Genomic DNA, 24,248 nt, shown 5'->3' on the forward strand with positions numbered 1-24,248 from the left:
ATTCATGAAACACGTGCTAGTTCTGCCGCTCTTTCAAATGGAATCGGGTCACCACCGGACGGCTGATGCATTAATAGAAGCCTTTCATAAACAGGACCCTGACATCCAATGTGAAAAAGTGGATTTTCTTAGTTATGCGAACACATCACTGGAAAAGTTCACATCAAACCTTTACTTAAAATGGATAACGAAGTGGCCATCTGCCTACAGCTGGATGTACTCTTCTTTCTTCCAAAGAAATAAAACCTTTTTGCATTCTCTTTACGAGACCCTTTTTTTAGAGAAGATGGAGCAGCTTCTGCAAGAGCAGCAGCCGGATGTCATCGTTTGCACCCATAGCTTCTCCTCTTTTTTAGTAGATAAGCTGAAAGGCTATGGGGTTACTAAAGCACCTGTCATCAATATATATACAGATTTTTTTGTGAATGGTGTTTGGGGAAAGCAGCACGTTAATATGCATATTGTGCCTACAGCCGCTATGAAGCAAAAGCTGATATACGAAGGTGCAGATCCCCAATCTGTCAAGATTTCAGGGATATTGACGAATGATGCGTATAAAAGGCGTAAGCCAATGAAGAAGGACAGCAAGCTTCATGTCCTCGTCAGCGGCGGAAGTCTGGGATTGGGGGATTCATTGCAGTCCATAGTCTCGAAGTCTTCCAACCATGTTGAGTATAAAATCCTTTGCGGTCATAATATGGAACTATTTGATCATGTTCAGACCATGAAGAATCCAAATATTACAGGAATGTCGTACATCACAGAACCAGAACAAATGAACCACCTATATAACTGGGCAGATGCCCTGATTACAAAGCCAGGCGGAATAACGGTTGGCGAAGCAATCAAAAAAATGCTTCCGATCTTTGTTCATTCTGTGCTGCCGGGTCAAGAGGAAAAGAATATGAGGTATTTGGAAGGAGAAGGATTAGTCTTTAGATTGGATCCAAACCGTCCAGTCGAACATCAAGTGCAGACTGTCATGAATGATGAAAGCACCCAATTCTTTATGAAAAAATCAAGATATGAATTTTTAAGAAACATCGATGTTTCATCCTGTAAGGAACTCGCAAGCTTATTGACCGAAGCATATTTACAGGAAAATCAAAATGAACAGCTTCAATTTATTGATGATTTATTTTCGAAGTTATATAAAAGCCTTTAGTTTATCGCTTCTTAAACAGGTGATAGTAAATAAAACAACAGCCGATTAACATGATGCCGCTATAAATAATGTGGTAAACGTCCCGAAAGAATTCAAAAAAAATAGTCATAATAATTTCTCGCTTTTCATCATAATGTTTTCCTTTTATTACTTGTATGAAACCAGTTCTGTATACATGCATTATCTTACATTAACCGGATCTATCAATCTATGGTAAAAGACTCATTTGTCCTTACAAATCTGTTATCGGTATAAAATCACTGTTTATTTTCATTTTTGTTCATCAGCCCGGATTTCCAACATGTAGGAGGGAAAATAACATGACATCTAAAACAGGAGAACAAAAATCACCCGCACAAAATAAATACATTTTTGAAATTCACTTCTTGCGCGCCTTTGCCTGTTTACTGGTGGTAGGCGTTCACGTATCTGCAACAAACTATGGAATGAACGAAGAGACATGGAACTGGTTTACGTATTTCATGAATCAATATGGCCGTTTCGGTACAACCATTTTTGCCGTCATCAGCGGGTTCCTGCTCTTTTATCAAGTAAAAAGAAAAGGATTTGAATTGGGACGATTCCTGCAGTCGAGATTTTTAAAGATCGTACTCCCTTTTCTGATTTGGAGTGCAGCTTACCGCTGTCTTCTCTATTATTACGATATGCAGACACTCGGAGACCCTGTGGACGAGATAACTAAAATTCTTATGGGAGACTCATTTTATCATTTATATTTCGTAGCAATAGTTGTTCAGTTCTATCTTATTTTTCCATTCTTGCAGAAGATTTTCCGGACACAGACATTAGTATTGGTATTCACGGTCATTGCGCTCATCATCAGCTATAACTTATACAGCTTTAACCCTGGAATCGAAGGAAAGCTTGGTGAATTCCTTACGTGCAAATCCTTTATGCCCATCTGGATTTTTTATTTTGCCTTTGGCGGATTTATGGCGTACTTCTGGGATGAGATCGTCGGTTTCGCGACGAAACGCCCTTGGAAAATGCTTGCTGTGATCCTTCTGGTTTCAGCTGGTGCAGTGTATGAGTATCAAACAATTGGATACGTATCAAATCGAAGATTGACGAATCTATTTAACATTCCAGCCCTAAGCATTGCGATTATCGGAATTTACCCGCTGCTGGCCAAACTCAGCCTCGTGAAAAAGACGTTAACCGTCATCGGTCAATATTCCATGGGAATTTATTTGGTTCATCCAATGATTCTTTATTTATTTGCCCGCCATCTTCCGGAAACTTACTGGCAGCTAGAATATGTTCCTCTGATGTTCATTGCCGTAATGGTGATTGCATCGGTATTTATTCGTATTCTTCAATTCATCCCGCTCAGCGGATTCATTATTCCTGTTCCAAAAATCAAGAATAATAAAAAGCAGCCATCCGTACAGCGGGAGCAAAAAGCATCGGCGTAAGATTGATAAGGAAGCAGTCACCTTGACTGCTTTCTTTTTTGACATATTGGCCTTAGGGTCTATGCTTTAATAGGTTAATAGGTAAAAATTATTAAAAAAACCTTTCTTTTTTGTGTAAAAGTTCAATACCTGTCCGATACTTTTGAGGATAGAGTTTTTATTTTATACAGAAAGAAAGGAAAGTTTCATGAGCAAAAGTAAAGGACTGATTGTTGCTGCCATGATTTTACTGTGTGTTTGTGCTGGATGGGCGTCAGGATTTGTTAATGCAGAAAATGGTTTGATAAATGTTAAAGACTATGGAGCTGTCGGTGATGGGAACACAAATGACACAGCAGCCATCAAAAAAGCTCTCTATTACGGAAAGAATAAAACTGTTTATTTTCCAGAGGGTACCTATCTCATCACCGATACGCTGACGGTAAAAGAAAACACAGAAGTGTATGGAACAGATGCTGTCATCAAGGCGAACGGAGCCGGTGATACGATGTTTAGAATCTATGGCGACAATATTACTATCCATGACTTGACGATAGATGGCAATCTTACGTTTTTGCGAGGCATGACTGTGATGAATGGCACCGGGAATCTGAAGGTAACAGATGTCCTTCTTACCCATTTCAGTCAGCCTGATCATTCCAAAATGTCTACTTCTACACCGATCGCCATTCGTATAGAAGGGGGAGTTCAGGATGCGCTGTTCGATCACCTCACCATCAAACATGTCTATGCCAAAAATATGACATCAAACGTCGGCTGGAACCATAAAGTAGCGCGCGGTATTCTAATCAGTCCTGCCTTATCTTCTCAACCGGCGAGCAAGAACATTACAATCCAGCATTCGCTGATATCAGAAATCGGGCCAAAGGACGATGGAGACGGCATCGTTGTCCAAGGATTTCAAAATGACGTACAAGTTACGATTAAGCATAATACATTTGAAAAAAATCATAAACGAGCTATTAAAATCCAATCACCGGGAGCGGTCATTGCTAACAATCATATACGCAATAGCTTCCATCAGAATAATTTCTATGACACGTATAAAGAAACAAACGAGTATGATATGTGGTCTGCCATTTCGGTCTACAGCGATAATGTCGAAATCACTGAAAATACGATCGGCGGTATTGGCAGGTATTCTGCAGCCATTGACATCGCCGGCGGAAACCATATTAAAGTCATCAATAATTCTGTAGCCAGCCGTGAATCTTCACAATCCACAGATCTGATCCGGATCAACAAAGGTTATGATGGCACAAATCAATTCTCCAACATTTCCATCAAGGATAATTCTTTGAAAAATGGCCGCTATGGAATTAACGTTGCAGCTGAAGTAAAACAGCTTACGCTTTCTGGAAATACCTATAACAATGTGGATCGATTAACAAGCAATGGGATTCAGGCGAGATAAAATGAAGAGAATAGCTTCCTCAGAGAAGCTATTTTTTTGTTAACGAAACATTACCTTTTTTACTCTCGCTTGTCACAAATTTTGTTGAATTGTAACGTCCAACCTGTTATTTTACATCCCCATATCATTTTGGATTTGAGCCATCATGGGGACCCATCTATATGTTATGTTAGAAAGGAATTTTTTTATTATTTATACAAACAACAGGATGACAGGTGAGACGATTGTACATATCAAAGAAGACAACGCTGATATCACTGACGATCATACTGATCTCGGTCATCATTATGGTCTTAACGCTGGATCATGAAGGGGAAAAGCCTCAAAGGGAAGACTACCTGCCACAACTTAAAAAACGGTATTGGACCTATTTAACGGACTCCGGCAGCGATATCGACACCTCTTCCCTGCAAAAAAAACTGAACAGTGAAGGCAAATTCTCGGATATTGCTTATTCAGATAAAGCTGAGAATCCAAGGGAAACCGTCAGTCACCTAGAACGATTGGAGACCATGGCAAAAGCCTATCATTCTAAAAATCACGCAAGCTATCATGATAAAAAACTGAAAAATGAAATCCTGGCAGGACTGGAGTACTGGAATCAGCACCCTGTGCAAGCTGAAAATTGGTGGTGGAACAGACTAAGGATTCCTATGATCTTAAGTAATATCCTGTTTCTAATGGATCAGGAACTCCCAAAATACACCGAGGAAGCTTCCATAAAACTGCTGCAGGAATATACTGAATCCAAATCCCCTCCTTTAAACGGGGTGAACTTGATAGAAGCTGAAAAAGTTAACTTTATTACCGCTTTACTGCAAGAAGATTCCGGGATGATCAATCAAGCCGTCTCTGCAATTAAAGAATCATTAAAGGTAAGCAGTATCGGCATTCAGCCTGATATGACCTTTCATCAGCATGAACAATCTGTTCAGACCGGTACATATGGGATTCGCTATTCATTAGAGACGGCCAGTATGTTTACCTTCGTACACGGAACACCGTACTCTTTTTCCAATGAAGACTATCAATTGTTATCTCACTTTATCCTGGATGGAATTCAATGGTTTATTGCCGGTGACACCATTGACTACAGCTCATTAGGAAGAGGGATTACAAGAAAGAATAATCAGCTGCAAGATGTGATATCCATTGCCAGGATGATGGAACAGCTCCCAACCAGCCGGAAAGATGATTTCGAACGCATGATCGGGCGCTTGGAAGGAAAGCGTCCCCCGTTTGTTGGCAATAAAGCTTATGACACATCAGGACTGATGGTTCATCATCAAAAGGATTACTATAGCTCGGTTCGAATCTTGCCAGAGGAAATGAACTCCAGTGAACCTTATTACAACGGAGAAGGAATCAATAATCGTCATATGGCGGACGGAGCCAATCTCTTCTATTTGAAAGGCAACGGGTATGCAGGAATCTTCCCGGTATGGGATTGGCGCAAAATCCCTGGAACAACCGTTGTCCATAATGATGAAAAGAAAGAACCGCTTTCAGGCGAAAACAATGAAACGCTTATGTTCAGTGATGGCAAAAATGGGATCTCTGCAATGAATATGAATTACAAAGAACTATCAGCAAAGAAATCATGGTTCTTTTTCGGTGACACCATCGCAGCACTTGGAGCCGATATACAATCCAATAGCAGCGATCCGATCGTCACGACCATCGACCAGCGGATTTGGAATCAGCCTGTAGAAACGTCGGAAACATCCAGCTTGGCAGATTCCACTCACCAAACGATTGACAAACCCAGCTGGGTGTATCACGACGGCATCGGCTACCTGTTTCCCGGAAAAAACGACCGCATCCACCTGATGCTTAACAAACGGGAAGCCAGCTGGAAAAAAATCAATCAACGTTATGATGGAGAATCCCCTGTACAAAAAAAGGTACTGGGCTTATGGATCAATCACGGATCCAAACCGGAGCATAATCGCTATCAATATATCGTTCTGCCCGGTGCCTCTAAAGAGGAATTCAATACTATAAAAAACGATTCCCCCATTCATATCATTAGCAATAACGCCAATGTCCAGGCAGTCGAAAACACCGAGCTCCAATTAACTGAGGCAGTATTCTGGAATGCTGATACGTTCAAAACGCCTTATGGTGTAAAAATCAGCATGAACCAGCCTGCTGCCCTCCAGCTTAAACGGGATGGAAATGAATGGATCATCAAAGCAAAAGCGGCGAATGATTCTAAAAAAGAGCTTAAGTTAATCGTTAAAAAGGAAATAGACAACAGGGAGAGAACCCTGATCGATTGTGAAGATAAGGAAGGAATCATCAATGGAAAATATGAAGCATTCTAATAATAAACCTGTATGGAATTGATCATGTTATGGAACTAAATATGAGACTTCCACATCCATTATGCGAATGATTGCTTTTTTATAATAGTTGGACAATCCGTAAAGGAAGTTACTTTAAAATGAATAAATCTCTTAGAATTACAAGTTAAAACCAGTTCAGCTATTGAACTGGTTCTTTTCTATTTTTTGACTTGATCCTTAAAAATTCTATCCTTACTTTATGATACGGCTCTGCTTACTTTATTAGATGGTAAACTAAGGACAGAAGAAAACCAGAAGGTTATCTCCTTTACATCCTTCCGGTTCTCATCCATTTGTATTTCCTTTATTAATGACCTAACAAGTAGCTTTCTTTCCTCATCAGTAACTATCGCAAAAAATTTATTGAAATTTTTAAGGGTATATATTATTTCATCCTTGTTTATTGAAGATTCATTTCTATTGATCTCGCTTTCTAATTTCCTTATACTCCTCTCTAATTTTTCAATTTCCTTTTCTAAATCACTCATTAAACGATTGTAAGTGCTACTTACTAAATTACCTTCGAAATAGTCATTGTCTAACTTTGAGCGCTTATCATATGACTTTTTTAGTTGTCTTTTGATGAACTTTAAATCGGCTTTAATTCCCTCATTTAATTCGTTATTATCACTATTAAGTTCATCTAACAAATCATTAAAAATATCATCATTATTCACTAAAAATGATATTTCATTTAACACTTTTTGTTCAACCTCTTCCTTCTTTATTAAATTCGTTCCGCATACTGCTTTCCCCTTACTATGGTAAGCCTGGCACATATAATAAAGATGATAGTCATCACTATTTTTCTTTTTAGATTTACTCATTACGGTGCCAGCACCACATTTAGGACACTTTAATAAACCTGTTAAAAAGAAGTTACCATTAAAATTCCTATTAGAGGTAAATGATTTCTTTTGGAACTCGTTTATCTCCTGTACCTTTTCCCATAATTCTTGCTCTATGATAGGCTCATGAACACCGTCAACAATTATAGGTTCTGTTTTTCCGGACCTTCTCTTGGTACTCCAATCTTGATGCTTTTTCCACATCATCTTACCTATATATATATGGTTATTTACAATAAGTTTAATTGCTGGAATGCTAAAATTTTTACCTTTCTTGGTCTTTATACCTCTACTATTTAATGTATTCGCTATAAATTTATAGCCTTTTCCATCCGCCCTTAGTTTAAATATTTCCCTCACAATCGCACTCTCTTGCTCATTAATGATTAACTGCTTATCGACTGAATCATAGCCTAGGATTGAACCACCATTCCAGTAACCCTTTTCAGCTCTTTTTTGCATACCCGCATTAACTCGGTCTATAATGGTTGCTCTTTCGTAACGTGCAAATGTACTAAGTAAAGAGATAAACATATGTCCTGTTGGTGAGGATGAATCCATGTCTATAGAGGTAATGATTAATTTCTTGTTTCTTGGTGTTAATTCATTATCTATCAGTGATACCACATCTGTATTATTGCGAGAGAGTCGGTCAACTTTCCATACTAAGATTATATCTACCCTATCGTTCATTAGATCATTAAACAATCTTTGGATTTCAGGTCTGTCAAAATTCTTCCCAGAATAACCTCCATCGCTATATACATCGTATATTTCATATCCCTTTTTTTCAGCAAATTCTTTTAACATACTCTCTTGTGCTTCAAGGGAATGTCCTTGTATTTGTTCCTCTGTTGAGACCCTTATATAAATTGCTGCTCTTTCTCTTTTTTCCATTGTCATATACCTCCTAGCAGGAAGATTTAATATCGTCATTTTCCTTTAATAATTCCCCAGCATATTTTTTTATTAAGTGTGCAAGAGCCTTGATAGCTTCTTCTTTTTTTAGTTCGGCTTCATTGTGTTTGGATAAACATAATCTATTATTTTCATTCATTTGAATTCACCTCTTTATTACAATAAAAATCCTTTTATTATTGATATCTGTTCAATCCAAGCACTTTGAAGCATTTGGTCAAAATCTAATTGCTCTTGGCTATCTAGGTGTTTTTTCAAAACCCTTCTATAATGTCTAGAAAATTCATTAATTGCCATCTTACCGCTCAACAAGCAAATTAATATAGCTTTATTTATAGGTGTAACTTGTTTGTCTAGGTTAATTATTGTTCCAGTGTATAAATTATTTAATGATGGGGGTTCTATTAATAATTCCTCTAACTTTATTGGTTTAGTAGGTTTATAGACTATTTCCACCCTTGTTAGCTCATCATCGATAACTATACCCCTTCTTGCTAACTCTTCCCTTTTATCATATATACGGCAATATCCATGTTTCCCACGCTGACCTTTACCACCAAAATATCTTGTGCCTTGAAATATATTCATTTGCCTTCCAGTATTCGATGTAACAAATATATTGTTTAATGGTAGAGGAATATCAAAAGCAACATCCGTTGATACAAAGTAAATATCGCTACATATTTCTTTAAGTCTGTTTAGCAATGTTGAAAATTCACTTAAATGTTTTGGATGAGTTTCTAAGCGGAGCTTTCCAAACGGTTTCCAAATCTCATATTTTGACTGGTAATAAAATTTAATATATGCGCCACCTTTTTTACTTATCTGTAAACAACGGTGATAATGGAAACCCTCGTTACTCCTTATATTGCTAATTTCACCTTCTTCCTCTAGTTCATGAAAGAAGTTTAAAGGTATACTTACATACTCTAATACCAATTTGTCTAACTTTACATTTGCTAACACTAAGCTCATCTCCTAAATTTATAATTTAAGGTGACAAGTTTTTTTAAGTTTGTAAGTTATAAGTGGTTATTGGTTGATAGATTAAGTACTTAATTACAAGATGCATACCTTCATTAAGCACTTTTCTTAATATCCGTTTTTTTCGCCACGAGATACTTCATTTTGACTCTGAGAACAAAAACGAAATGTTAATTATGGTGCAAGGATAAAAAGTTCGTAGCAACCAATCTCGTACTTCTCTCGTCCGTACATTTTAATCTATTGTAAAGTTAGCTCTTTTTTTAAATTGAAATTTATGGAATTTAATTTCTTTGCAAAAAAAATCAACTTTCTTCGAGAAGAGAGCTGACGTTTAGTATTATCAATTCAACAATTATACCTATACTTATTAAGCTTTGGTTTTAGTTCCCTAATATATTTCCTTTCAGGGGTAGTAACATCACCTTCTACGTACTTAATACCAATTAATAAAACTTCTTGAAAATATCCTGAAAGTTTTTCTTGATAAAGGTGGTGAGGAAGTCTTTTATGTAAGTCTATGGATGAACCAATATATAGTATTTCGAGTTTATAATTTAATATTGCATAAACTCCTCTATTAATCTCTTTATGCTTATTGGTACTAAACCATTTTGATATGTCAGACCTGTTGAATCCTGGGGCCACTATATAATCATCAAATAGTCTAAGAAAATTGTTAGTCTCCATCTAATCCTCTCCTATCCATCCTAATTCATACTTTATCTTTTCCTCTATTTTTTGAATTCTTTCTTTTTCCTTTAACCAACTCTTCAAACCACTCCTTATCGTTTGTTTCTTTTCAGTTGAGATTGCACTTTTCCGAATGTAATTCTATTTATTAATGGCTCATGGCTACCTTTTACGTTTAAATCAGAATGCCTTAACTCTCCTACATAAAAACGGTTGATCAATATATTTCTGATTGCCATAGTTGAAAAATCTTTTGCCTGTTGTGTTTTATATCCATGTTTTTTCAGGTAACTTTGAACCTTTGCAAGTGATTTGTTCTCTAAGTACTGCTTAAAAATTTCTTTAATTATTGGTGCTTTCTCTTCATCGATTACTACAAAAGGCTTTTTCACTCCTTCATGCTTCCACTTGTAACCTATCGGAGTATTACCACAAGCTTTTACTCCACCCTTAGCTTTTTGACGTCTGCCTTTTGCGAGCTTCATGTTAATACTTAGGCGATCATATTGGTCTAGCAGTTCCATCATTCCATTAATTAGAAAGTCATTAGGATCCTTATCATAGATGGAATATGTACGTTGTTCTACACTATTTATTTCGGCATTAGCTTTCATCAGTTGCCGTTTAATCATTACCTTAGCATTATCTGCCCGCCATAAACGGCTTGTATTCATTACAATAACTCGCTTTACTTCACCCTCTGAAAGAGCAGATAACAAGTCAGTAAGTCCATCTCTGTCGATTAAAGTTCCACTCACACCCAAATCTCGAAAGACCTCTACAAGCTCTAGTCCGTTTGCCTTGCAATGCTCCTTAATGGCATTTTCTTGAACATCTTTCCCATACCCCTTCTCAGCTTGTGTTTCAGTTGAAACACGAACATAACCAAATACCTTTTCCATTCCGTTACTCCTTCCTTTATTTGTAAAACGAGTATAAGACCTCTCGTTTTCGTTGTAAACTCCTATGTATAAGCTTTTATAAATATATAAGACCAACATCATAAATCTAAGATTAATAAATGATTAAAGTCAGTTAAAAAGAGGCAATCATTAAGTTTGATTATAAAGGAGAGCAAAAACAGAACTCCACTATGGAAGTTCTTTCTATAATTCGATTTGTTATTCTAAAAATACATAGTTAGCTTCTCCATGATCTCGTTCATACTTTGTATATTTTTTATAGGTAAACATCGCTTTTCGCACCCTAATTAATGTTTTTTCTCTAGCTTGCTATCAATTTTTTCCTTTTTCAAAACCTAAATTAAACAAGTTAATAGTCATTAACGCATTTTCTCTCATCGAATATCTATTAAATAAATACGTTACCTCTTTGGGATTCTGTTTTATAAAATTATAAACCGTTTCAATACCTTCTATTAATTCTTTCTCTGTCAAATCCTCATCGTAACTAAGTTCACACCATAGCTTTCGACTTTCAATAATAAACATTAATGCCACTCTCCTATAAATATTATCTTTTATAAATTGTTAGTGTATGACTATCTTTGAATTGATTTTCTAGATAATTCTCTAAATAGTGTTTTATATCCTCAGTGTTTTTCTGTATTAAAGCACAGACCTCATCAATCTCTTTTTTAAATTCTTCTTTTGAAACATGATCTACATTGATACCTCTAATATCTACACAAACATGAAGACCGACTACTGTAATCATTAATTTCACCTCCTCCCTTTTGGCTACATACAACATATAAGAAAATAAACGAATTTTTTAAGTAACCATAAAAAAAGACAAGCTCTTTTTGAACTTGTCTTCATAAATTATTAACTAAAAATAAAAACTTAACTGTTTAAGTATATTTATGTAAATTCTATTTTCTTGTTTACCATCACTTGTGATATGGTTCTCCATGACTATGCTATCATTAACTCAATGGGATAAACCATCATTCTCCAGAGATGCTGTCGCTTGGCTTTACAGAATTCACCTGTATCATCACTTTCACCCTATCTGAATAGTTCATATTTAAATAATAAAAGATATTATTTAAAAAGCTCATGAAGGTTGTACCTTCATGAGCTTTTGATTCTTAAGTCTTTAATATGTTTTTAAACCTTTGAAGGTTAAACCATCAAGAGCTATGAATTTATAATAAAATGAATTAATTGGTAATTCTCTCGATAATTGGCCCTTCAATTCCATAACTACTAAACTTATATTCCACAAAAGAACGGTTTCTCATTTTAATCGATAGTAACTTTGCAAAGTTATCATCATGAGTAGATAGAATAATCTTCTTATGCTTACTTTTCGAATCAAGGATAGCTCTTAATACATCAATAAAAGCTAAAATATTTACATCGTCCATGCTCTGTATTGGGTCATCTAGAAAAAGCTGTTTAATATTACTGTATTCTTGTGATAGACCTAATCCTAGGAAGATACTTAAAGCTAGTATATTTAGTTGGGCAGAACTAAATATCTGGTCCAAGTTAACACTTGAATCGCTATTTTTAAAGTTAGTTCCGTTTTCTTCACTTGTAATAACTAACTTATTATAGAAAGGATGGGGGTTTATTGATTCATATATCCAAGTAATTATTGGGTGATTACTTAACTGATTTTGTACAGCTTTCTTCTGTGCCTCAATAAGATTTTCATGTAACTTTTTTAATGCCTCTTCGTACTTTTCAATTTGTTCTAGAGAGCTATTAAGCTCTTTCTCTTCTAGCTTAAATTCGTTATACTTTTGCAATTTAGATAAGTAATTATCATTTAGCTTGATTTCTATTACCTCTTCTAAATACTTTAATGACTCTTTATATAAATTTATCAGACTTATTAACTGATCGATTTCACTTTGTAAGCTTTCTAAGTTGTCAGGATAATACCGCACCATCCCATCTCTTTGTTTTATAGATACTATTTTTTGTTCAATTTCTTCTTTATTAGGAATAATGCTAAATCCCAATATGTCTTTATTATTTATATACCAAGTTTCTTTTTCTTCACTAATCTTATCTAATTGACTTATTAAATTTTCCAGTTTAATTGTATCCGGGACTTGATCAGTTTTGAATACTGCTTTATAGCATTCTTCATATCTATTCTTATCCTCAACTATTATTGCTGTTTGCTTTTTAAACTTCTCCTCTTCTAATTCAAGTTCAGTATTTATTACCGTTAAGTATCCATTTACTAATTCGTAATTCTGCATATATTTATTTGATATATTTTGTAATTTTTCTCTTATAACCGTAATGAAATCCGTTTCGATTGATTCATTTATTTTTGTACGTAACAACATTGAGTTTGTAATACGTTGTGATAATTCCCTTAGTCCATCATTACCTGCCGATATTGAGCTGTTAATTATAGATAAAATATGACTTGCAGTTGAATCTTCGCTTGATTTAGTATCAAAGTTTGAATTTAAACATACGGGACATTCTGTAATGTCTTTACTGTTTTCTACTATGAAACCCCTTACGTGTTTTAACATTTCTAAGTTTTGTTCATTTACGGTAGATTTAGTACTATATTCAGTTTCTAAAATGGCTAATTCTTTTTCTACTCCATCAAGTTGTTTAACTAAATCCTCATAATTTGTCCTCAATTTATAAATATCCACAACTTCTTCAGAGTTAATTTTATTTGGACTAACATTCTCCGGAAGAGTCTCAACTAAGAATTGGTCGAATTTAATGATTATTTCTTTTAAATATAAAAGTAATTCCCATAAATTTTCCTTAATTCGTAGGTTTTCATCATCTATTGTCCCCCTATATTCAGAAAAGTCGATTAGGAAGGTCGAAAGTTGATTTATTCTTTCTGTATTGATTCCTCTTCTATTGTTTATACTTTCTAATTTTCCAATAAGTTCTTTCTCTTCTTTTAGTAAATACGTATAATCAGCATCTTTTAATAACTGGCTTTGTTCTATTTTTTTTTGAATATCTAAGCCTATTTTAAGTAACAAAAGTTTGTTTATTTCATCTTTTATAATACTTAATTCTGAATTGTTTTTTTGAAATTTATCTATACTTTTAAGAACTATATCTTTATTATTTTCGGTCTCAATCATAAACTCTGCATAGTTTGTTAAGGTCACCGGTAATAATGAAAACAATTTGTCAAAAGACTCGACTTTAATCTCGTTTTCAGTAATATATTTATAAAAGTTCTCAATTCTATTATTAATTGTTGAAATATACTCTTCAATACTACCCAGGTTTTTTAATTTAAAAAAGCTGCTAATTCCTTCTAAGAACTCAGAAATCTCAACTATTTTATCACTTATTTCTCTTTTTTTATTTGAAAAACTTTTTCCTCTACGCATTGAACTTGTTCTGCTATATAGAGAATCAATATCACTTAAATTTAACAACTTCATAAACATACTTCTTCGCTCATTTGGATCTGTAGACCTCAGAAAAAAACTTAAATTTTCTTGAGTCAACATATTCGTATTTAAAAAAGTATTTGCATATTTAGCTTCTAATGTTCTAATTTCTTTTTTACTTTCAACTTCACTAACTTTAGATACTAAATCTTCAATATCCGGTATTAATAACTTAAAAATTGTTGCATTGGTAACATCTTCAATTTCATCATTCCCATTAAAAATCCTCAATTCAGAATCATAATTATCCCCATTACCGGCAAAGTGAGATGTACTATAACTTGTTCTACAGATTTTAATATTATTGTCGAAAATAATCTCAACTTCTATTTTTCTTTCCTGTTTATCTAGACTATTATGAAATTTAAGGTATTGGGCTCTTTTGAGGTCGTTTACATGATATGTCTCCTCGAACTTTTCTAATCGCCTAATTTTGTCAGTTAGACACCATTCAATTGCTTCAAAAAAAGATGTTTTTCCAAAACCATTGTATCCACTGAGTAAAACAAAATTGCTATCTAAATAATCAAAAACATAAAAGCCTTCTTTATCATCAGCATTGATTCCATATCCACGAAAATTCTTTATTTTAACTGTTTTAATCAACAATTTTAATCACCTTTTTCTAAAGCTTTAGCAATTTCATCAAGAAAATCAAAAATATCTACGCTTTCTATATGTTCTTTCTCATTAATATCTACGTCTTTAATTATTTCTGAAATCATTTCACTATTAACTTTTTCAATTTTTTCTAAACACATGTCTAGCTCTGTATGTGGAAATATGGTCTTCCTAAATTCCTCAAGTAATTCTTCATATGATGTATATTCTATTATAATTTTGCGGGCTACAAAGCGGTCCCTTTGAATATCAGAAACTTTAATAGGGTCAAAGGGACCCGTTTCAGTAATTTTGTGAAAGCCTACCAAATACATATCCCACAAAAATCTGGAGATAGGTATTTTATTATCTACAACTTCTTTATCTCTATCTTGATCGAGAACTTCTGCAATTTTCTTACTATTTTGGGGGATAAAATTAGTAATAGTTGTGAGTTCTTCAATTGAAGTAACTTCAACACAAATTAAAATTTTATCTTTGTTTGCATTAGTTAGATAACCAGTAATATCATCATTTAGTTTTATTCTTCTGTAATTTATTTTTAAGGTATTAAAGAGTTCCTCCATGACATCCTCCTACTAAAAAGCGTTGGACAGACGCTTTAGTATCCTCTACACATTCACCAAATTCTAAGCATTCTGTACATCTGTATTCCATTGACATGAATAATTGTTGATACATTACATTATTAAAAACTTGAGCACTATCAATAATTAAATTATTTAAACTTTCTTTAGCAAACTTACAAGGTTTACTTTTAGTTGCAAAGACAACAGTTTCTTCGCCATCAACTTTACTTAAAAATTTATGTTGAGTATCTTTAATAAATTCCATAATTAGAAGATCCGCATATTGATTTAAGTCACTGTTGTCTGTTCCTTTAAGAGTAAACTGCTTTGAATTATTTAATGCAATATTATTGATTCCCCTTAAGTTATCAATATCTAGGTTTATTTTTATTTCTTCCCCGCTAAAATTTACAGCCACACTCATTTTCTTTAACATGTCCATAATTAGATGAGGAGACCGAGGATATGAACCTAGAACATACCGACTTGCAACTTCTTTCACTGATTGCTTTTCAATCTCATTACAAAATTTCTCTTTAAACTTAATAAGAATATTTGAAAGATTGTCCAACTCTTCTTTATGGTTAGTTCTTTCTATTCTTAATCCAAAGCTTTCTATACTTTCATCAATTGCCTTTTTAAATTCGATAAAGTTTTCGTCTTCTAAATATTTTATTTTTAGATTCTTATGATTCGTGACTTCTTGTAAAGCATCCTTCACCGATATACCGTTATTTATAGAATCAGAGATGGTTTCAAAAAACCTTTCAATAAACCAATTCCTAATTCTTATACAATCTTCATCGCCCAGTGTTGAATCGTGCTTCTTAAGCTCAGTGTTTATATCATTGTAGATTTCATTTATAGAATAAAGTTTTGTAACACTCTTCGTTCCAAAATCAAATATTATAGTGTCAATAAATTTGATAATGTCTTTGTCCGTTAAAATATCAGCAAAATCGGAATAATTTTCTTTCCCATTCTTAAGATCTTCTAGTAAGGCATTATAGTAAATAGAAAAAGATACATCTCCTTTTTTATTTGGATGCACACTTGCCCTTTTCTTGTATTCATTAAAAGCATCACTATAAGGTTTTCTTTTGATTGAATCACTTAAAATACTCTCTTTAACAAAATTAATATAATCATCATATTTGGTTATAGTTTTATTGTTCCAAAAATCAAAAAATTGTTTATCCGCGTTTGACACTGGTACATTGGTTCTATAAATATATTCGTTAGGGCTGCTTCCTTTTTTTAATTGATTTTGATAGTCATTATAGAAATTGTAAATTGTATGCTTAATAGACTTATGATTCCTAGTAAAATAAGTATCACTGTAAAATTTCGCTTCTATACAAACGTCATTTTTCGTAAATACCTTTATATCTGAACCTTTTTCAATAGCGACATAATTACTTATATCTTCATGATTATTTATTAATATAACTAACTCTTTACAAGCAAGTAATAATTGATAAAAGTAGCCTGCTAGACTAGCTGGAACATCTGTATTTCCCATTTTAAAACTCCCTTATTTTGATTTATGTAAAACCCCTAGCTATTTTTAAGCAAATATTCACCATATATCCTGCTTCTTATATAAAGCCAAATACCCATATACCTCTGATTATATCTAAAATCGAATCTACAATCTTTGACAAAATAGGTCATATTATTCCATTTTACCATTAATAAAATTTTTATTTGATAATTTACCCAAAACATTTTTAACAAAAATAAAATATAAAATCCTAATAGAATCGATGAACTTAAACAATTTGTTATGTTTGTTAACTTTTTATTAAAAGCAGTTAGTCATTTACAATTGCTTTTTGGACCTCAATAACAAATATCAAGTTTCTATCTTAGCATTCTATAAATCATTACCTGCTTATAAATTGTTATTTTAGCTAGGAACGATTCCTTATAATTAAATCTAAAAAAAAAGAGGAAGAACATTTGTCCTTTCTCTTTTGGAATATATTTAATTTGAATGTTTTTTAATTCCCTCTATTTTTTCTATCTGAATTGTAAATTCTAATTTCTTATTTACCATCATTTGTGATACGGTTCAGCGTATCTCTGTTACTGCGGTTTTATATTGATAATATAAATGAGTCATTGGAACCGTCCCCTTGACTCCATATAATCCCTGCTCATATAACGTAGGGTATCCACAACAAGGATATTTTAATCTTTCTTTATATTTGCTAATCATACTGTTCCACTTTACACTAATTTTGTTTAACGTTTCCGTGTTTACGACGTCCCCGAGCCGGACCCCCAAAGATAGACCGTTTTGACGGAACTTCGTTCCCGGTGAAGGGATGTGGTACGCTGTTCTCTCCCTTGAAACATGCTCCCCGCACCCTGCGTAACTCAGTGTTAGGTGAAATAGAAGACGTAAGTCAAAGTGCAGCTAAGAATTCTGGAACCTTTTAAAACCCTCTTTATTACTAAAAAACTCAAAAAGAATCTCACTTAACGCACTCTTTAAGCTTAAGCAGATAGAATTAATGGTCCATGATTCAACACTATATTCAAATTCATCATACAAAAAATCCTTCATGAAATTCGCTCTGTATTCTTCCAACAATTTCTGAAACGCCTCAAAGTCGCCATGTGCAATTTTATTTCTCAATTTTCTAGCAATTTGACAAAATAACTCTCTATCCTCATAGTCGTTAAGTTCATTCCGTAAAAATCTAGGTAGCTTTCTTTCTAATTCTCCATGTGTTCTCCCGTTACTATTCGGGTTTATTATTAACATTTCGATTAATGACATGATCTTAAATAAATAATATGCATTATAATCTTCAGATTCATTTATAGAATTAACTATGTAATCAAAAATCCAAAAATCTCTGTCACTTTCAAGAAAATTATCAATCAGCTTTCCTACATACTTCATTGATTTAATTGCTTTTTCATAATAAGCAATTAAATAATTTTCCCTATTTATCATACTAGATGCAAAGTTCAAAATCAGTGGTTTCGATCTGAGATCATCAGGGTTATATGTCATGAAAGGAATATTAGTATCACAATGAGTTCTAGCACTCCTTGATGTAGTTAGAATATGGCAAAATCTAATAAATTTTAACGGATACTGAACTTCACATGTTGGGCTATCTAAATGAGAGTTTTTTAATTGTAGCAGGGACTTATCAAAGTCTAATACTTCTAATTGCACTAAATTACTAGCAATTACTTGTAAATAGTAATCAACATCCCCATCAAGTACATCAGTCCAATTTGCATTGCTAACTATCTTCTCAGGTTCATACTGGGAAACTTTAAAATCACCAAAATTGTACTTCTTACTTGTTTCAAGAAAATGCTCTCTTAAAAGCATCTCTTCTTTCAAGTCATCAACGATTCCAGTCAACCATTCATCATAAAGATTTGATATTCCAACACCTAATTTTTCGCTTAATATTATGGGTTCAATTTTCCCATATAAGTTGATTAAAATCACTCTAACACCTCACTACCCAGTTTTAGGCGAAGTCCGCCGGCTCAGCTCTAGGGACTTGCACTATACGAAAACCACTCCGGCTACTGCTTTTCCAAAACAGCAAAACTATTTCCACCAGGCATTCTGGGGTTATTTCCCATTAACCAAATCGCCATCACCATAATCCTGTAGTAATATGTCCAACATTCAAAATTTCCCGAATTCTATAATTAATTCTTTCAAAATCTGAACTATATTGTTCAAGAAGTTTTCCCATACCACTTAATAATCAACTTCAATATTTGGGCCTTCCCTCTAAGCAGGAACAAAGTCTTCTTCACATGCCCATCATCGTCTTCGGGTCATATACCTTAGCACCGATCAGTTCAACTCCATAAGGTGAAAACAAACTAAAATTTAATGCTTTTATTTCTTTTGGTAAAACTTCAACCCGACTAATTAAAATAATCCTTTTCTTAATACTCTCTTTTAAGTTTAAATATTCTTCATTGGTTAACTGCTTATGCTTCTTCCTGTATAAGCAATAATTAACTTTTATGTATCTTGGCAAACCACGGCAACCCCAGAGACTAACTTGTAATTAGCACTTACTTCGAGAGGATTTTGCCTAACGTTCCACATGTTGACGACGTGGATATCCCTCCGATACCCTATCAATGTTGTCAACATGCTTTTAGCGGAAGTAAAATCGGAAGCTATCAGAACATTCTTGCCCTTCTTCCATGATACACATATGCAAATGGGTTGTTATCTAGAGCCTCACGTCGTATGTTGCCAATATCCTTAATTGATAAACCAATTGATAACACAGCCCCAGAAGCCAGTCCAATTCCTTTTTGAACAGGAGAAAAGGATACCCCGAACATCTCAGCGGTACTCATTATGCCTGGCATAGACATGGATATAAGTCCATTCATTACTGAATGTTTAATATTCCACCTACATTCCTTCATTACCCTATTCAAGTCACTTACATTGGATTCAAGTCTATCTTCAAATTCAATCCAGATCCTCTTAATCTGTACTCTATCCTCAGCAGATTGTAATCTACCTTCTAATTCGTTTATCTCCATACGAAGTCTTCTAAGTTCATCACTACGTCTCTCCTTGAACAACAGAATGTCTTCAATTGAGACATCCATATTAGGTACTGGAAGAATATTGAACTGGTAATTAAGAAACGATTGACGATTGTTAGCATCCAGACTTCTTTCTGGTTTGAAAATTTTATCCTGTGTAAACATCCTATCAGTACCAATTGACGTATCAGCACTGCTAATCGCAGCCAAATACTTGGCTAAAACTGACATATAAATGTCACTTAGGTGAGCATCTACTGAAATCCACTGATTATTCTCACTTCTAATTATTTCTGACTTTTCTTCGATCATCTCCATAACATGTGATGATAATTTTGATTCATGCAATCTATAATAGTCTGGTACAACTTTCGACATATGTATGTATTCTCTTCTCCCAGCTTTCGTTTGATGCGGCCTATACTCATCAAACCTTATTCGAACTTCATCAATAAAGTCTTCGTACATATTTGAAAACATTACATCATCGGGTCTAGCAGGTATGAAATGACCCGTATTCATTAGATAACTCACTTCAGGTGAAATTTGGTAATCATCATTCTGATATGGCATTATTGAAGATACTTCTTCCCAATACAAAATTGCATTCCTTAGCCATATTCCATCCCTAATATCAATACTGGGATAATAAAGTATTCTTCTCTTCATAAGTCCTCCTATAAACTAGATTTTATATCCGCTAACGTTTAGAGATTTACGCAGCGTCATACTATATTCATATTCACAAAGTTGCGTAAATCTCTTGTTATCGGATGTTGAATGCCGCTCGAAGCAAGATTAATATTGTTTTATAAACTCTTGCCAATCATTAGGAAGTAATTTCATTATGCTTTTTAACCTTTTATCGGAGATTTCCGTATCCCTATAATTAACGCTTGTCGTAAAAACTCGTTTACTACTCCATTTTTAGTGAATATCCTTCTAAATCTAAATCAGAAAGTCAATCACGTAAAAGTTCAACAGGAAATTATACTTTTCTTTTACCACCATCTATATTTATACTCCTTCAAAATGTAACTTAGTGTCTTTAAATATTGACCTCAGCTTAATCAACTTCATCCTCATCCTTGTTTCAATGATCTTTTTAATAGTACTTATTTCAATAGTTATCTCTATTTTTTTGTTTACCATCACTTGTGATACGGTTCACCAGGGTTGATTTGCAAATTCAATACATTATATATTCATTTGATTACCTATTATAGTCGTCAATAATCGAAATCGTTTTATTTGCCACTTCACTACCAAGTGATCCATACAATTTCTTATTACCAATAATATAAAATTCTTCTTTAGCTCGTGTAGCTGCAACATTCATCATATTTGGATCAGAAACAGCCCACCTTGCTGCACCACTGCTATTAGAGTCCGCTCCAAGAACAAAATAGACAATTTTTGCTTCTTTCCCTTGAAAAGTATGTACAGTTCCAACATTTGACACTTTACCATTTTCTCGTTTCGTAAAGTTAATTTCATCTAAAACTCGTGCAAGTTTATAAGCCACATATCTAAATGGGGATATAACATAGATTTCGTCGGCTAAATCTGGATTTTCCTGCAAACGTTTATCAATTAGATTTTTCAGTAAGTCAGCTTGTTCTTTAACAAATTTGTCATTTGCTTTTCCAGTTGAATCATACCATTGTGATTTTCCTTGTGACTCTTCTTTTGATTTACCTTGTACCATTAACCCATCATACGATATTTCATTTGCAATCGTAAACATTGGATAGTTCGAACGCCTGTGCACCCAAAGTGGTATGCCAATCCATTCATCAGCATTTTTTTGGAAACCATACTGACTTGTGGCATCCACAATTGTTTGAGTAGACGCATCAGCAGAGACAAATTTTTCATCAACCTTGTAATATCTACCAATCAAGGTCAGAACATTTGAATCTATCGTTACTACTGGTTTTATTTGTGATGGATCCCCAACAACCATAACCTTTTTACTTCTAAAAATTGCGCCAACACTAGCTTGTGGTAGTGCTTGACCAGCTTCATCTATGAATAGATTACCTATTGAATTTTCATTAAGATTTTTAAACATTCTACCAAAACTAGCAAAAGTAGTGCTGACAACAGGGATAGTGAAATTCAACCATTGCCATGATTCTGAAATTAACTGATGTCCTTTCTCTTTTCCAATGTATTCAGACTGTTTACTCCAAATAATCCTTGCCGCTTTCAAACTTTTTCTGTTTTCATATAGGAATTGCTTTCTAACTCTTAAGGCTGAGATAAATAACTCTGATTGCAAAATACGGAACTGCTTTGTAAACCATGGATTAGACTTTTGGAGTTCATCATATGATAGTGAAAAATCCAGTTCCTTTATGCCACTTTGAAATTTGAGTTTTTCCAATAACGCAATTTCTTGTTCCAATTTCTTAATATTATTTTGGTGAGTAGTCATCCATCGGTCGAAGTCAGCTTTTGTGTCCTGAATTTGCTTTTGAGAATACTCACTTTTTGTAGCATTTTCCTTTAACCCATTTTCAAGTTGCATGCGGTCATATAACAATTTAGTTTTTTGTTGAGAAATATGATTTAAATGATCATTCGTATTATTGAGATTTTTGAAATACTGCTCAACTTTTGATTTATTAAATATTTTCTGAAACCATAAAAAACTTGGCTTCTGTGAAGTAACTACATCATAATTCCTTTCAGCTTGAGCTTGTACATCAGTTAAATTTTTAATTTCAATGGAAACATTCGATAAATCTTTTTGCAGATTTACACTTTCTTGTATCAGTCTTTCAAGTTCAAGCTTCGCTTCTTTTTCCTGTGAAATTAAATTTGTTCGTTTCTTCTTTTTTTCTTGTTCAAAAGTAATGGATTGCTCCTTATAATTAGTTTTTAATTTTTGAAGAGAATACATTTTCTCGCTATATTCTTGAATTTTTTCTCTTTCAATTTTTAATTCATCATAGAGACGTAAGAATTCTTGATATACACCTGTATTCGCTTGATAATTTTCTTCTAAATCATTTTCAATTACTTCAATGTTTAAAAGTAACTTGCTAATGTTTGTTGACGCTCCACCTTCTAACGAGAATGTACCCCAATTTTCCTCATTTAAAAGCTCACTTTTAATCTCGCGATTCTTTCCGAAACCTTCGCCGGTTAATTTTGAATTAGAAACATCTTTAAAATAATCCACTTCCGCTAGTTGCTTTTGAAAATCGTCAGCAATCTTTTCTTTCTTTGGCAACTCCTTAACAATGTTTTGGACTGCCCCATTGTTTGAACTTGCAACAATAATATTTTTATCTGAAATGGAATGCGGTAAAACACCAAGTTTAGCACTTTGCCAATAAACTAGACTACCTTGAATACTTTTATCAGAAAGCTGTGAAATTTCCGCTGCCTGTTGTACTACTAAATCAGCAAAAATATCTTTCAACAGTGTTGTTTTCCCTGTGCCTGGTGGCCCATTGACACTCCGAATATCATTTTCATCATTTAAAGCTAGATTTACCGCAACCTGTTGCATGAATGAGAGCGCAAAATCAGGATTACTTGGAAAACGTCCTAACGGATAAAATTTAGGTTGTAAAATAATTTTCTCGAAAATATGGGAGTTAAAATGAATTGACTCTTTTTTTCCATCTAGATTTTGCCTATATCCAGAAAAGCCATTAAAATATCGATTTAAATTTTCATTAGTGATTGTCTTTGCTTTGTTCAGATCTTCAATAAAGAACGAATGTAGATTTACATCTCCATTATCCAAGTTTTTCACAAATGCATAGCGAAAGTTTTCTATGGAAACATTATACTTTTGTAAAAGTTGAGAAATTGTGGTATTAAAATCCTCATCAAATTTCCTATTCAAATCTTCTCTAAATGAGTTTTCAACTTTTAAAAAATCTTTCGGAAAATCACCATGTCGGTGGATATAACCACTCATCGTATAGAACAATCTGTCTGCTATAAAATTTAATTGGTTATCAAAATATAAAGAGAAGGTGAAATTGTCAGAGTTACTAACTTCTTCGTAAGTTTTAGCAATCTTGTATTTCTCCCTCAATATATCAACAACTTCTTGAAAATTGAAAATATCAAAATATAATACTAAGCCCGACTTCTTAAAGAACTTATCTGATACATTTTGTTGTTCTTTTTGTTTAGTTAAAAAGTCTGAAAAAAACTTATTCCAGTCCTCCTCTTTTGTATGTAAAGGCTTTAGTGATTTGTCTTTTTTATTAATAGAACCTTCGGATAGTTGCTCTATAGTAATCCAAGCATTTAAAATATCTTTCCTTCTATTCATATTCTCCCTCCCATTATCATTCT

The 24,248-nt window shown here is 33.7% G+C and carries 18 protein-coding genes; 4 read left to right on the top strand and 14 right to left on the bottom strand.

The window, feature by feature from the left end:
* The first annotated feature begins 4 nt into the window (after positions 1 to 4).
* The 4 genes from K8L98_RS24595 to K8L98_RS24610 all read left to right on the top strand — a co-directional run bounded on the left by K8L98_RS24595 (position 5) and on the right by K8L98_RS24610 (position 6,342).
* Entirely contained in the window at positions 5 to 1,165 is a 1,161-nt protein-coding gene (locus tag K8L98_RS24595; protein WP_223438789.1) for an MGDG synthase family glycosyltransferase, read from the top strand.
* Between the two features lie 320 nt (positions 1,166 to 1,485).
* On the top strand, positions 1,486 to 2,601 hold the full coding sequence (locus tag K8L98_RS24600; protein ID WP_223438790.1) for an acyltransferase: 1,116 nt from the start codon (positions 1,486 to 1,488) through the stop codon (positions 2,599 to 2,601).
* A 187-nt stretch (positions 2,602 to 2,788) separates the two neighbouring features.
* Positions 2,789 to 4,015: a glycoside hydrolase family 55 protein gene (locus K8L98_RS24605; RefSeq protein WP_223438791.1), complete on the top strand. Its 1,227-nt coding sequence runs from the start codon at positions 2,789 to 2,791 to the stop codon at positions 4,013 to 4,015.
* Between the two features lie 224 nt (positions 4,016 to 4,239).
* The gene (locus tag K8L98_RS24610; RefSeq protein WP_223438792.1) at positions 4,240 to 6,342 is read left to right on the top strand and encodes a polysaccharide lyase family 8 super-sandwich domain-containing protein; all 2,103 of its coding nucleotides are present in this window, start codon (positions 4,240 to 4,242) and stop codon (positions 6,340 to 6,342) included.
* Positions 6,343 to 6,560: 218 nt separating this feature from the next.
* Here the strand turns inward: K8L98_RS24610 and K8L98_RS24615 are convergent, their stop codons facing one another.
* The 14 genes from K8L98_RS24615 to K8L98_RS24680 form a co-directional block, all read right to left on the bottom strand.
* Complete coding sequence (locus tag K8L98_RS24615) at positions 6,561 to 8,108, bottom strand: recombinase family protein (RefSeq protein WP_223438793.1); 1,548 nt, start codon at positions 8,106 to 8,108, stop codon at positions 6,561 to 6,563.
* Between the two features lie 13 nt (positions 8,109 to 8,121).
* Entirely contained in the window at positions 8,122 to 8,268 is a 147-nt protein-coding gene (locus tag K8L98_RS24620) for a hypothetical protein (protein WP_223438794.1), read from the bottom strand.
* 17 nt (positions 8,269 to 8,285) lie between these two features.
* Positions 8,286 to 9,095: a replication initiation factor family protein gene (locus tag K8L98_RS24625; RefSeq protein ID WP_223438795.1), complete on the bottom strand. Its 810-nt coding sequence runs from the start codon at positions 9,093 to 9,095 to the stop codon at positions 8,286 to 8,288.
* Positions 9,096 to 9,461: 366 nt separating this feature from the next.
* Positions 9,462 to 9,803, bottom strand: a complete 342-nt coding sequence (locus K8L98_RS24630; RefSeq protein WP_223438796.1) for a GIY-YIG nuclease family protein — start codon at positions 9,801 to 9,803, stop codon at positions 9,462 to 9,464.
* Positions 9,804 to 9,898: 95 nt separating this feature from the next.
* Positions 9,899 to 10,708: a recombinase family protein gene (locus K8L98_RS24635; RefSeq protein ID WP_223438797.1), complete on the bottom strand. Its 810-nt coding sequence runs from the start codon at positions 10,706 to 10,708 to the stop codon at positions 9,899 to 9,901.
* Between the two features lie 333 nt (positions 10,709 to 11,041).
* Entirely contained in the window at positions 11,042 to 11,257 is a 216-nt protein-coding gene (locus K8L98_RS24640; RefSeq protein WP_223438798.1) for a hypothetical protein, read from the bottom strand.
* A 22-nt stretch (positions 11,258 to 11,279) separates the two neighbouring features.
* Positions 11,280 to 11,483, bottom strand: coding sequence for a hypothetical protein (locus K8L98_RS24645; RefSeq protein WP_223438799.1), 204 nt, complete (start codon positions 11,481 to 11,483; stop codon positions 11,280 to 11,282).
* 448 nt (positions 11,484 to 11,931) lie between these two features.
* On the bottom strand, positions 11,932 to 14,778 hold the full coding sequence (locus tag K8L98_RS24650; protein ID WP_223438800.1) for an AAA family ATPase: 2,847 nt from the start codon (positions 14,776 to 14,778) through the stop codon (positions 11,932 to 11,934).
* Positions 14,779 to 14,783: 5 nt separating this feature from the next.
* Positions 14,784 to 15,359 carry a hypothetical protein gene (locus K8L98_RS24655; RefSeq protein ID WP_223438801.1) on the bottom strand — a complete coding sequence of 192 codons (576 nt, stop codon included), beginning with the start codon at positions 15,357 to 15,359 and terminating at the stop codon, positions 14,784 to 14,786.
* Entirely contained in the window at positions 15,343 to 16,884 is a 1,542-nt protein-coding gene (locus K8L98_RS24660; RefSeq protein WP_223438802.1) for a transcriptional regulator, read from the bottom strand. The genes K8L98_RS24655 and K8L98_RS24660 overlap by 17 nt, the downstream gene beginning before the upstream one ends.
* Positions 16,885 to 17,784: 900 nt before the next feature.
* Complete coding sequence (locus K8L98_RS24665; RefSeq protein WP_223438803.1) at positions 17,785 to 18,843, bottom strand: hypothetical protein; 1,059 nt, start codon at positions 18,841 to 18,843, stop codon at positions 17,785 to 17,787.
* Positions 18,844 to 19,159: 316 nt separating this feature from the next.
* Complete coding sequence (locus tag K8L98_RS24670; RefSeq protein ID WP_223438804.1) at positions 19,160 to 19,393, bottom strand: hypothetical protein; 234 nt, start codon at positions 19,391 to 19,393, stop codon at positions 19,160 to 19,162.
* Between the two features lie 148 nt (positions 19,394 to 19,541).
* Positions 19,542 to 20,591 carry a DUF6236 family protein gene (locus K8L98_RS24675; RefSeq protein ID WP_223438805.1) on the bottom strand — a complete coding sequence of 350 codons (1,050 nt, stop codon included), beginning with the start codon at positions 20,589 to 20,591 and terminating at the stop codon, positions 19,542 to 19,544.
* A gap of 544 nt (positions 20,592 to 21,135) precedes the next feature.
* Complete coding sequence (locus K8L98_RS24680; RefSeq protein ID WP_223438806.1) at positions 21,136 to 24,225, bottom strand: AAA domain-containing protein; 3,090 nt, start codon at positions 24,223 to 24,225, stop codon at positions 21,136 to 21,138.
* Between the last annotated feature and the right edge of the window lie 23 nt (positions 24,226 to 24,248).

The sequence above is a fragment of the Metabacillus dongyingensis genome (assembly GCF_019933155.2).
GTDB classification, from domain to species: domain Bacteria; phylum Bacillota; class Bacilli; order Bacillales; family Bacillaceae; genus Bacillus_P; species Bacillus_P dongyingensis.